At 45.4% G+C, this 12,973-nt stretch carries 8 protein-coding genes and 6 tRNA genes; all 14 read right to left on the reverse strand.

Translation table 11 applies throughout. From position 1 onward, the window contains the following. Positions 1-680 precede the first annotated feature (680 nt). Positions 681-863 (reverse strand): helix-turn-helix domain-containing protein, encoded by a 183-nt coding sequence (locus tag ABH897_RS27255; protein WP_404592980.1) that lies wholly within the window; start codon positions 861-863, stop codon positions 681-683. A 142-nt stretch (positions 864-1,005) separates the two neighbouring features. Then, positions 1,006-2,838, reverse strand: a complete 1,833-nt coding sequence (gene glmS, locus ABH897_RS27260; RefSeq protein WP_404521788.1) for a glutamine--fructose-6-phosphate transaminase (isomerizing) — start codon at positions 2,836-2,838, stop codon at positions 1,006-1,008. 631 nt (positions 2,839-3,469) lie between these two features. Then, positions 3,470-4,810, reverse strand: coding sequence for a phosphoglucosamine mutase (gene glmM / locus ABH897_RS27265; protein WP_014278283.1), 1,341 nt, complete (start codon positions 4,808-4,810; stop codon positions 3,470-3,472). A gap of 59 nt (positions 4,811-4,869) precedes the next feature. Further along, a complete protein-coding gene (locus ABH897_RS27270) occupies positions 4,870-6,339 on the reverse strand; it encodes a CdaR family protein (protein WP_404521791.1) in 1,470 nt (489 codons plus the stop codon). Next, positions 6,336-7,169, reverse strand: a complete 834-nt coding sequence (gene cdaA / locus ABH897_RS27275; RefSeq protein WP_014278285.1) for a diadenylate cyclase CdaA — start codon at positions 7,167-7,169, stop codon at positions 6,336-6,338. Before cdaA ends, ABH897_RS27270 begins: the two co-directional genes overlap by 4 nt. A gap of 221 nt (positions 7,170-7,390) precedes the next feature. Then, on the reverse strand, positions 7,391-8,011 hold the full coding sequence (locus tag ABH897_RS27280) for an anti-sigma factor (RefSeq protein WP_014278286.1): 621 nt from the start codon (positions 8,009-8,011) through the stop codon (positions 7,391-7,393). 150 nt (positions 8,012-8,161) lie between these two features. Further along, entirely contained in the window at positions 8,162-8,728 is a 567-nt protein-coding gene (sigW, locus tag ABH897_RS27285; RefSeq protein ID WP_014278287.1) for an RNA polymerase sigma factor SigW, read from the reverse strand. Positions 8,729-8,919: 191 nt separating this feature from the next. Continuing rightward, positions 8,920-11,712, reverse strand: coding sequence for a phosphoenolpyruvate carboxylase (ppc, locus tag ABH897_RS27290; protein ID WP_404521793.1), 2,793 nt, complete (start codon positions 11,710-11,712; stop codon positions 8,920-8,922). 739 nt (positions 11,713-12,451) lie between these two features. Then, positions 12,452-12,522 (reverse strand) — tRNA-Gly (locus ABH897_RS27295). Positions 12,523-12,531: 9 nt separating this feature from the next. Further along, positions 12,532-12,605 (reverse strand) — tRNA-Pro (locus tag ABH897_RS27300). 18 nt (positions 12,606-12,623) lie between these two features. After that, a tRNA-Arg gene (locus tag ABH897_RS27305) sits at positions 12,624-12,700 on the reverse strand. Positions 12,701-12,705: 5 nt separating this feature from the next. Next, positions 12,706-12,780: transfer RNA gene (locus ABH897_RS27310), tRNA-Gly, on the reverse strand. A gap of 10 nt (positions 12,781-12,790) precedes the next feature. Then, positions 12,791-12,871: transfer RNA gene (locus tag ABH897_RS27315), tRNA-Leu, on the reverse strand. 11 nt (positions 12,872-12,882) lie between these two features. Next, a tRNA-Lys gene (locus ABH897_RS27320) sits at positions 12,883-12,958 on the reverse strand. Positions 12,959-12,973: the final 15 nt, after the last annotated feature.

Genomic DNA, 12,973 nt, shown 5'->3' on the forward strand with positions numbered 1-12,973 from the left:
AACATCGCATTCATGGAACTTTAGGCTATATGACGCCTATTCAGTATCGCCTTGCAGCCCTTAAAAAAGTTGTTTGATTTACTGTTGACAATCCAGAGGTTTTTGATGTTACAACTGATTATTTGCTTTGTATTGCTAATCGAATGAAATCCCCCTATTGTCTGGGCTCATCTGTAAATAGGTCTCTATGTTAAGACCTTGTAATGATTCTTTTACCACCACTCTACATTCTTCATAATCTTCAAATTCATTTCTTATGTAAATTGATTTTAGATCAGCTGGGGTCTATTTAATGCTGAGACTCCAACCGCCTTCTTTCAAAGCTTTTTCAAACCATTTCTCACGTATGGCTCTTGAGCAAGTATAAAAAAACTTGCTGAAAACAGATGCCGTGGGGTGTTATAAAAGCAATATCAAACATGCTAAGTGAATTTAGTGACATTGAATTATTTTTTTATACATAAATGCCGCGAATTAAAATAAGCATTTTTAAGACATATTAATTAAGAGGCTTCCTGGAAAGATTAGTACCGAACAATCTTTAGCTTTATAAAATCAATAATTTCATCTCTATCTTCTTTAGTGAGTTCTCGAAACGAAGAAATAAGCTCTAGCTCCTGGGCTTCAATGGCTAAATTAAAAATAGTATTCTTTGATATAGGCGTATCTCCAAAGATTAACTACTCTATATGCGAATTGAAGTTTTCTTTAACAGCTATAATTATATCAAGAGAGGGCCTGTATTTATCTTGCTCCAGCTCACTCAACGTTCCTTGAGAAATTCCAATTGTATTTGCAAACTTAATTTGATTTAGGTTGTTTGTTTTTCTAATAGTTCGAATTCGTTGGCCTATTGTAGACATAATTGCCCTCCTAAGCTAAAAAGATCCCGATATAATATCATCGGGATCTTTCTTGATGTTTGTAAAATGACTAGTTCCAGACTTTTTTTACTGGTTCCACACTTTTTTATCACCAGACAGCCTTTGTACCAATATACTGCCCTTACTCAACCGTTACACTTTTCGCCAGGTTACGTGGTTTATCCACATCATGACCCAAAGCGAGGGAAGCATAGTAAGCCAACAACTGGAGAGATACAACCGAAATCGCAGCCGACAGGATTGGAAGTGTCTTCGGAATTGCAAATACCTGATCCACTGACTTCAACAACTCAACAGCGTGCTCTTCGTACGTAATCGCAAGAACGTCTGCGCCACGTGCTTTCACTTCCTTGATATTGCTCACGGTTTTCTCCAACACGGATTCCTGTGTTACCAAAGCGATAACCGGAATACCGTCTTCGATCAATGCCAGTGTACCATGCTTCAACTCACCCGCAGCATAAGCCTCGGAATGAATGTAAGAGATTTCCTTGAGCTTCAGGGAGCCTTCCTGTACTACAGCATAGTCCTGACCGCGACCAATAAAGAACAGGTGCTTGTGGCTGGCGATTTGCTCAGCATAGGCTTTGATCGCATCTGCTTTACCCAGCATTTCTTCCACTTGCTCTGGCAGTGATTCCATAGCAGCCAACACTTGAGCTACTTGCTCATCCGTTTGTGTGCCACGTACTTGAGCCAGATACAGACCAAACAGGTAAAACGCAACCAACTGCGAAGAATATGCCTTGGTGGAAGCTACGGCAATTTCAGGTCCTGCCAGTGTAACCAACACATCATCTGCATCGCGGGCAATGGAGCTGCCAACTACGTTTGTAATCGCCAGTACATGAGCGCCGTTCGCTTGTGCTTCACGCAGTGCTGCCAACGTATCGGCAGTTTCACCGGATTGACTCACTACGATTACCAATGTCTCTGGTGTTACGATTGGCGAACGATAACGATACTCGGAAGCCACGTCGTTTTCCACCGGAATACGAGCCATGCTTTCAATAACCGTACGACCAATCAAACCAGCATTGTAGGCTGTACCACAAGCAACGATTTGAATATTGCGAATATTTTTAATTTGTTCTTCTGTCAGCTTCAACTCAGGAAGAACAACTCTTTTAGTTTCTTTGTCGATTCGGCCCAACATTGTGTCACGGTAAGCCTTAGGCTGTTCGTGGATTTCTTTCAACATGAAATGTTCATAGCCGCCTTTTTCCGCTGTTACAGCATCCCATTCGACATGAATCATTTCCCGAGAAATAAATTGGCCTTCGATTGTCATTAATTCGACGGCATCACTGGTCAAAACAGCCATTTCGCCATCATTCAAAATAAATACATTGCGTGTATATTTCAGAATAGCCGGAATATCGGAACCGATAAAGTTCTCGCCTTCTCCCACACCAATAACCAGCGGGCTAGCTTGACGAACAGCTACCAGCTTATTAGGCTCGTGCTCTGTCAGCACACCCAGTGCAAAGGCACCGCGCATAAAGGTAATTGCTTTTTGTACCGCTTTGACGATATCTCCTTTATATTCACGCGCAACCAGATGGGAAATAACTTCCGTATCCGTTTCGGAAATAAAGGTATGACCTTCGCTGATCAGCTGTTCTTTCAGCTCCAGATAGTTCTCGATAATCCCGTTATGAACCACGGAGAACTTTTGGCTCTCATCCAAATGCGGATGGGAGTTTTCATCTGAAGGCTTACCGTGTGTTGCCCAACGTGTATGCCCGATACCTGCATGGCCTACCAGCGGCGCACCATCCAGCTTCGCTTCCAGATTCGCCAGACGACCTTTAGCCTTTGCTACTTGCAGTCCTGAATCTGTAAACACGGCAATACCCGCAGAGTCATAACCGCGGTACTCCAGCTTTTTCAATCCGTCAATTAATACCTCTTGCGTATTCTGATCACCAATATATCCTACAATGCCACACATATTCGTTATCCTCCCGATCATCATTTCACAGGACGACTCATCACAGGACTAACGTGTACGGTAGATTGCGGAATAAAGTTCATTCATCTATGAAGTTGTCAATGATAACTATAGAAATTACAGGCATCTCTTCACGAATGTAACGAAATTCCCAAACCGCGCACGCCAATGATGATGGCCGCACATTCATGAAATGAATCTTATAATTTAGGTTATAAAATAAAAGCATCTATCGGTGCGTTGTGTAAACAGTTGCCTGCTTATTTTCCGCTGCCGATTTACGGGTCGATGCCTCACCGGAAGGTCCCCGCCGAATGTTTCGAACACCTTCACCTCGTCAGCTCGCTTTGCCGTGAACCCATCTGTGAGCAACATCATCCAAATTGAATGATCTGCCTCACCAACAAGTTCCCCCGCGCAAAATCAAGCTCTGGCGCTTGTATTACATTACCTTACAACCCTCACTTTCTCTTTCTGAGTCACAGCATCCCTATATTATATTCAGCTCAGCATCATTTGGCAATGACACTTTATTCATATTTGCAAATTCAGGTAAGTATTCAATTAAAAATAATATCTGCAAACGCGGTCGCCTGCTTACTTTCAACAGGCAACCGACGTTTACAAAATTTTAAACTAATTCTTTTTTTACAACATCTACGATCTGTCCTACAAATTGCTCCAGCTCATCCTTATCCGGACCTTCAGCCATAACACGAATAAGCGATTCTGTACCGGAAGCACGAACCAATACGCGTCCATTATCACCCAATTGCTGTTCCACCTGCTCAATCGCTTCTGCAATGGCAGGATTGCCCTCGTAATTGCGTTTGTCCTGTACACGCACATTAACCAGCACTTGCGGATACTGCTTCATGAGCGATTTCAGCTCACTCATCTTTTTACCGGAAGCTTTCAGGGTATCCACCAGTTGAATCCCGGTCAACATACCGTCGCCCGTCGTATTGTAATCGAGGAAAATAACGTGACCAGACTGCTCACCGCCCAGATTAAAGCCGCCCCGACGCATTTCTTCCATTACATACCGGTCACCAACTGCAGTTTTCGCAGTCTTGAGCGCCAGCTTTTCCGTTGCTTTGTAAAAACCAATATTACTCATCACAGTCGATACAATAGTGCTGTCTTTGAGCTTTCCAGCGCGGTTCAGCGCATCCCCACAGATACAAAGGATATAGTCGCCGTCTACCTCTTCACCGTTTTCATCAATCGCGATCAGACGGTCTGCGTCGCCGTCAAAGGCCAGACCAATGTCAGCTTTCAAGCGACGCACTTCCTCTTTCAGCTTTTCAGGATGGGTTGAACCGCAATGATCGTTGATATTCAGCCCGTTTGGCTCCGCACCGATGGTGTGAACTTCGGCTCCCAATTCCGCAAAAAGCTTCGGCGCCAGCTCATAAGCCGCTCCGTTCGCACAATCCAGTACGATTTTGAGCCCTTCAAAAGAATGGCTAATCGTTGTTTTCAAAAACTCCAGATAATCGTAGCGAGAATGCTCGTCTACAACAACCGTACCTAATCCGCCGCCAATTGGACGAGGCAATTGATCTTCTTTCGCATCCATCAGCTCTTCGATTCTTAGTTCCGTTTCATCTGTCAGTTTAAACCCGTCGCCGCCAAAAAACTTAATGCCGTTGTCTTCCACCGGATTGTGGGAAGCCGAGATCATTACACCAGCGTCCGCTTTCAATTGACGTGTAAGATAAGCGACTCCCGGCGTTGAAACGATACCCAGACGAACCACATTAGCCCCGATAGACAGCAAACCGGCTACAAGCGCCGATTCCAGCATCAGACCGGACACCCGTGTATCCATACCGATAACAACTGTTGGTTTTTCTACATTCCCTGCTAAAACATATCCGCCGCAGCGGCCAATGCTATATGCCAGTTCTGCTGTAAGTTCCTGATTAGCAATGCCTCGAACACCATCTGTACCAAAATATTTCCCCATGTATAATGACTCCCTTTTTTGTCTAATGAACCTTAAATATTTACTACAGATAAATCATGTTATGGCTGACTGCTCTCCGGGGTTCCATTGGCAGAAGAATCTGCGCCGTTATGAGGATTTGTTTTGTCCTCCGCAGCTGCACTGTCCCCGGAGTTTGCATCAGAGGAGCCGCCTTGACCGCTCTGGCCCCCCTGTGGCCTCTCCTGCCCCTTATTACCACTACCGGAAGGGGTTGATTCATTCCCGCTGCCCGGATTCGTTACAGCCGGCGTTGAAGGGCTCTCAATGTTTACCGTTGCCGTTAACTGGCTGGCGTTTCCGGATTGCGTAATGTATTTGGGCAGGCCTACCTTCAACATAACCTCATGCTGACCAGCCTCCAGACCACTTACGTCTGCGACCAAACTAATATCATCGTTGGTTAAATTGCTTATCATATCCTGCGGCCCCTTCACGGTAACATCCATCGTCTTGTCCGCGGGCGTTGTAATAGTCGCAATCGTCCCATCTCCTGCCCCTTGCACAACAATCGGAATGCCTGACAATGTCCGCTCCGCATCGGTCACCTGATTAGAAGGCGCAACTGTCACCTGAATTTGTATTGAGCCAGGCTCGATTTTATCAGAACCGGCGGGCGCTGCCAAATTAGCTTGAACTGTTTGGGTCCCTGCTTTCGTTAATTGGCTCAGATCGAGTGTAGCCGTAACATAGGAGCTAAGGCTGTTCAAAACATCCTGCGAAGCGTAAACAACCACTTCTTTTACATTTGCATTAACTTTGGAAAGCGCCAAACCGTTCGGCAGCTCCCCGGAATAGACAATCTTCACAGGCACAGACTTCGTTTGCTGGGTTACCGGGATTTCAACAGACACTGTGGAGGGCTCAATAACCGCTCCTGTAAGTTCCTGTCCCTTTTTGTTGTAAGCCTTCAGCTTCACCCGCTTCTGCTCAAATTTCTCCGAGATTCCCTCCGTATCCACAGCCCCCTGCACCGCAGCCACTGTACTCAACTGGCTTTTAGGCAAGGTGACCTTCACCGTTTGAGGGGCGACCACAGGCACTCCTAGCTGCAAGCCGGTATCCGGTTTACCATTGGAAACAATAGAAACTTCAAATGATTTCGTTGCCTTTTCCTCAATCGTGACCGTAACACGATTAGGAGTCATAGACACCAATTCCAAGCCATTCGGCAGATTCGCTACGAGCGGCAAGGTTTTAGTACCTGCTCCTAATCCACTCAAATCCAATTGAGCCTGGTAATTATCTGCGAAAAAAGAAGTCAGCACGGAGCGCTGTCCTCTAACCTCCATTTTCACATGGTCAGTATCCATTGTAGATAATACATATTTTGACTCATCCAAACCACTGGTCTGAATGCCTACATTATCAATCACTTTATTATCATAAGAAACGGTCAGCGTGGACGAAGGCGTGCCTGTATCCAGATGAACCAATCCCCACAGCAAGACGGCAACCGCGAGTGCCAATATTTTAGAAATCGTATTGTTGTTAATCCATTTGTCCATCATGAATTTCCACGGCCTCCCCTCCGATTCCAGAATGAGCCGCGTTTTTCCTTCAAAGATGGTGTCGGCCGCAGCTCCTCATACAGCTTGGATATTAAGGATTCTTCCTTAATATCGCGCACGACCTGTCCATTGATAGCCAAAGAAATTTGCCCTGTCTCCTCTGATACCACCACAGTTACGGCATCCGTTACCTCACTCACCCCAATCGCTGCCCGGTGACGAGTTCCCAGCTCCTTGCTGATAAATGGATTTTCCGACAGTGGTAAGTAGCAGGCCGCAGAAGCAATCTGATTATTTTGAATAATGACCGCACCATCATGAAGGGGCGTATTTGGAATAAAAATATTGATCAGCAACTCGGAACTGACCACTGCCTGTGTCTTGATACCGGACTCCGTGTATTCGTTTAGCCCCGTTTCGCGTTCAAATACGACCAAAGCCCCTATTTTTCTACGTGATAAATAATTCAGCGCCTTAATCATTTCCCCGATTAACTTGTTTATCTCCTCATCATCCGCAGACGAACGCCCAAACAGCTTGCCTCGCCCCAGTTGTTCCAGGGCACGACGCAATTCAGGCTGAAAAATAATGAAAATAGCTACCACACCAAAGGTAAACATCTGGTTCATCAGCCATTTGAGCGTATACAAATCAAACCACGTGCTTACGGCCCAAATAACCACCAGGAACAGAATTCCTTTTAGCAATTGAACTGCACGCGTTCCACGAACAAGTAAAATAAGTTGATACATAATATAGGTTACGATCAGAATGTCGATAATATCTTTAATGGACTCTTTCCAAGTCAGGTCCGCGAAATAATCCAACATGCGCATGCCCCCGCAATTTTCTGTAGTGAGTAAGTGTAATATGTACACAGTATGCTCTCTCTATCTAGGTTATAACGATAAGGCCCGCGTTGCAAGCCGCACGACAAAAGAACCACTAAAAACAGTAAAATAAAGTACAAATCGCCAGCTTTATATACAAAAAAAGCGCCTTTTCCAGCGGAAGAGGCGCTCGATATCATTCTTGCCAGTTCAAGCTTCTTTTATGGAGAGGACGTACCTCCGAACAAATCAGTAACTTTATACCAAATCCAATCCAAGGTTTGATCAATACTTTTGACCTGTCCTGCAATATGTGCTGTGGACGCTTGATAGTAGGAACCGTCGATCACAGTTACATTCCCTTCCACATCGCCATATACCCGAGCCTCGCCATTTTGCACGGTCAAATCTCCAGCAATGGATTTACCTTCAGGCACTATCACAGTATCCCCTTGAATAACAACCTGATCCAGATGGCTTCCCTTGACTACCAATTGATGGTCTGTGGTCGAAAAGCTTGCCATACTTGAGCATATTATAACAAGAAAGAAAGCAGCGGCCGTAACAGCCGGGTGCCTTTTCACCCAAGTCAGCATAGGCACCATTGGCGCTCTTCTATGCGGCGGCAAAGCATTCATAATGCGAAGTGTCAGCTCATCCGATACACACGGCACTTGATGCCGTGTACCATAAAGCATCGCATCCGTCCGCTCCAGCTCTTTAAAACGCATGCGGCATTCCGGGCAGGTGAACAAGTGATGCTCTAACTCCTGTTTGTCCTGCTCAGACAGGTCGCCATCCAGATAGTCATGCATAAAAGAGACGGCTTGTTTGCAATCCATATGAGCCAATCCTTTCTAATATTCTTCCGTGTTCCTCTACATAACATGCTCCGGCTTAGAAACTTTGCTCACTTTACATACGCTACAACGAGCAATATGTTTCACAAAAAACATCTGTGCGCGCACTTTCCAAGATCCTGAACACATAATTTACAGCTTGTGCTCCAATTTTTTGCGTAGGAAATCCCGGCCCCGGTGAACCCTCGTCTTAATGGTAGTGACCGGAAGATTCAGCACATCGCTAATTTCCTGCAAGGAAAGCTCCTGCAAGTAACGCAAAACCATAATCGTCCTGTACTTGTCTGGAAGGCTGTCAATGGCATCATGAATCAAGGATTGTGTCTCGGACAACAGCGTACGCCCTTCGGGTGTAAGCTCTTCGCTAGCGAGCATCGCATACCCATCCACACCTTCCTGCTCATTCATCTCAGCATCCAGTGAGTATGTAGGCTTTCTCCTTCGCAGACGGTCAATGCACAGATTCGTCGCAATCCGGTAAATCCATGTGGAGAACTTCTGCCCATGGTCATATTTCTCCAAATTACGATATACACGCAAAAAAGTTTCCTGCACCAGATCCTCCGCCTCATGGCGATTCCCAAGCATCCGGTAGGAAAGATGAAAAATCCGATCTTTATATAACTCGACTAACTCCGCAAAAGCTCGCTGATCACCTTTCTGCACCAGCCTAACCAAGCGGCTTTCCATATTATCCACTCTATACTCCCCCAGACTTGCTGATGGGTTACTCATTACATTGTTATGATAATTCATCGTAGTTCAATTTAATCGGAAAATCAACTGTAGCGTTGACACCAATTGGACTCCTGCTCCGTCATATACATGCAAACAGCACAATCGGGCACCCATAAGCGCCCGATTGCCTGTGTTCATGCGGTCAAGCTGTATCAGCCCGTGTTTCTCAGCCCTGCGGCAATTCCGTTAATGGTTAACAGCACCTCACGTAACAGTTCCGCATCGTCCCCGTTCTGGTCACGTAGTTCGCGTAGCTCACTAAGCAACTGAACCTGCAAGTAGCTTAACGGATCGACATAAGGATTACGTAATCGGATGGACTCCTGAATTACCGGCACATCGTCCAGAATTTCCGATTGTCCTGTTATTTTCAAAATCAGCTCGGATGTCAGCTTGAATTCCGCTGAAATTTGTCCGAAAATGCGCTGGCGAGCTTCTTCATTATCGGACATCCCTGCATATTCCTCTGCAATCAGCAAATCCGCCTTCGCAATCGCCATTTGCAGTGTATCAATAAGGGAGCGGAAGAAAGCTGATTCCTTGAACATCGTTTGCAGCACCTTGAGGTTATCCTCATTGTTCTGATAGAAGCTTTGCAGCCCTGTTCCAGCCGCGTACCAAGCAGGTAGCAAGTAACGGCTTTGCGTCCATGCAAAAACCCATGGAATAGCGCGCAAGTCCTCAAAACGTTCACTGTTCTTACGCTTGGACGGACGAGAGCCAATATTCAGTTCACCCACCTCAGGCAATGGAGTTGATTCCTTGAAGAAAGTGAAGAAATCAGGGTCTCGGAAAATCAAATCCTGATACTTCTCCAGCGATACCTCAGAAATACGGGAAATGATCTCTTCCCAGCTCTCCTCGAACACTTCCTTCTTACCAGAACGATTATATGCCACTGCGGTAATCAGAGCTGATGTTGCCTGTTCCAAGCTTCGATAAGCGATGCCTTTGAGCGAGTATCTGGATGAGAGTACCTCACCCTGCTCCGTAATCTTGATGCCGCCTCCGATCGTATGAGGAGGTTGGGCCAAAATGCTGCGATTAAGCGGCATTCCTCCGCGTCCCAGTGCTCCCCCGCGTCCGTGGAAAAACTTCACTTTTACGCCGAACTCATTAACCACTTCCGTAATGCTGTTCATCGCAACCCGAAGCTCCCAGTTCGCCGTCACCACACCGCCGTCCTTGTTACTATCTGAATAACCCAGCATGATCTCTTGGAGCTGATCCATTGCTGCTACGGATTGGCGATATACAGGCAAGTTCAGCAGCCTTTTCATAATACTAGGGGCAGCATGCAGATCGTCTATCGTTTCAAACAAAGGAACGGATTGCAATGTACATACCACTGTGCCATCTTTTTCGATACGGAACAAACCCACTTCTTTAGACAGCACCATAACTTCCAGTAAGTCGCTTGCTCCCTGAGTCATACTGATCAAGTAACTTGTAATGGATTGCTTTCCAAATTCCTCCTGAGCCAGATAAATCGTACGATATACATCAAGACATTCCTGAGTGCTGTCGCTATATTTCAAATACGGCGACGTAATCGGACGCGGCTCGTTCAGCAGCTTTTCCAGCAGGTCTATTTTCTCTTCCTCAGGCAGCTTGCCATAATCCCCAACAATATTCATTTTAGAGAGGATTTCAGTCATTGCATTTTCATGCTCCTGACTATGCTGACGTACATCCAGCGTAGCCGTATGAAAGCCGAACAGTTCTACCTGACGAATCATCTTCTGAATATAAGTATCTGCCACATAATCCGCAAAATGATGACGCAAGCTGTCATCAATAACGTTCAGATCCGCAATAAGCTCTTCAGCAGAACTATAACGTTCCTTCGTGCCCTGCTTGCTTTCATCCAAGATATTATTCACCTTGGCTATCATATAGGCCAGCTTGATGCGGTAAGGCTCTTTCTCGTTATGCCACACTTCCATCTTTTTAAGCGTAATATGGGTCCGGTCTTCCTCAATAGAAGCCAGCAAATCATCAGAGACACGTATAATGCTAGTGCTAAAGCTCAGATAACCCATAAATTCCTTCAGCGTGTGCTGATATTCTCTCAAAGCCAGCTTACGCTGCATACGTAACGTTTCCCAAGTAACATGAGCCGTAACAGACGGGTTGCCGTCCCGGTCCCCACCGATCCAGGAGCCAAATCTCAAATAGGTCGGAATATGCCATCTCTGCTCAGGATAATATTTGCCTAAACATCGTTCCAATTCTTGGTATACGTCAGGCAGCACATGAAACAAAGTCTCATGAAAATAATACATCCCGTTTCTAACTTCATCTAACACAGTTGGTTTACGATCACGCAGTTCGTCTGTCTGCCATAGCGTAATCACTTCATTCAGCAGATTTTCCCGCACCTGTTCCCGCTCCCTCAAGGTGAGCATAGGATTATCCAACAGCATGACGTCCTCGGAAATGCGTTTGTGAATGTCCAAAATCACCCGTCTCGTGGCTTCTGTAGGATGTGCAGTCATAACCAGCTCCAGAGAAAGCTCCTCTAGCAGATTGCTAACGTCCTCAGCAGAAAATCCACCCTGCTTAAGCTCCTGAACAGAACTTTCAATTGAACCACGTTGAACATCTTCACCAGCAGAATGCTCATAGTCCCGTTTGCGGCGGATACGATGATTTTGCTCGGCAATATTCACTAACTGAAAATAAATCGCAAACGCGCGAATAACCTGGTGACGAATGTCCGTATCCAGTCCGCTAACGATTTGTTTGAAATTCTCATACAACTCCGGCTGATACCCGGCACGTAACGATTTACTTGTCTCACGTATCTTTTCCACGATATCCAAAAGTTCGTTGCCACCCTGATGAACCAAAACCTCACCAAGAATATTCCCCAGAAAACGAACGTCCCGCCGTAGCAGATTGTTGGATTGGTTTTTGTTAGCGGTTAACGTAAGCTCAGTCATGCTTTTCCCCCCATCTAATCTGTTCACACCAAATACAGCTTTGTTGCAAAGGTACGTATACACACGAAATTTGACACTTTCTTAACATCATACAATAAAAACGCGTGAAAAGCTGCAAAATTTACAGTAAAAAGTCACGCTTTTAAAATACTTTTTTTGAGAATATATTGGTTTTTTATGCATAAAAATGAAATTTAATAAACGAAATTTCTTTATGGCCTAGAGAATCATCGAAACTTTATGCACAGGTGTTATAAACAGCATGATTTCCTAAACAAAAAAACATGCATCATTATGTGCATATGTTTATTATTTGTTGACAAAGTGAAACCCAATAAGCTTCTATCCACAAAGATATACACAAATCAACCATAATTTCAATATTTCCGAGCTATTTTTCCTTCCAGACTCAGCTATACCCACATAAAAAGAAGCCATTGTGTACAACTCAATACAGCAGCCTTGGAGTTATCACCATGAATCCGGATCGTTAATGATCATAGGATTCCTATATCGAAGGAATTTGATCACAAAATTAGCCTTACTACAGGAGAAAGGGATACGTAAAAGGGGAAATACGGGATCTGGGTGTTAAAAGTAACGAGCGCCTATGTACAATATGCACAAGTCATCCCCAACTGTGCATGACAGGAGATTTTTGCAATAACCTATACACAGAGAAAGTTCATGTACTGTGGACAAAATAAAAAGAAGCCTCTCGGCTTCTAGGTAATCAGTAAGCGGGTGATGGGAATCGAACCCACGCTATCAGCTTGGAAGGCTGAAGTTCTACCATTGAACTACACCCGCAAATTAATATCGGGATGACACGATTTGAACATGCGACCCCCTGGTCCCAAACCAGGTGCTCTACCAAGCTGAGCTACATCCCGACGTATAATTTTTTAAAATGGCGCGCCCTGAGAGATTCGAACTCCCGGCCTTTTGATTCGTAGTCAAACGCTCTATCCAGCTGAGCTAAGGGCGCAAATATGGAGCGGACGACGGGAATCGAACCCGCGACCCTCGCCTTGGCAAGGCGATGCTCTACCGCTGAGCCACGTCCGCAAAAACAAGATGCGCGTGGAGGGACTTGAACCCCCACGTCAAAGACGCTAGATCCTAAGTCTAGTGCGTCTGCCAATTCCGCCACACGCGCATGTAATAAAATGGTGAGCCATGAAGGATTCGAACCTTCGACACCCTGATTAAAAGTCAGGTGCTCTACCAGCTGAGCTAATGGCTCTTAATGGCTGGGGAT

The organism is Paenibacillus sp. RC73, from assembly GCF_044908085.1.
GTDB lineage: Bacteria > Bacillota > Bacilli > Paenibacillales > Paenibacillaceae > Paenibacillus > Paenibacillus terrae_A.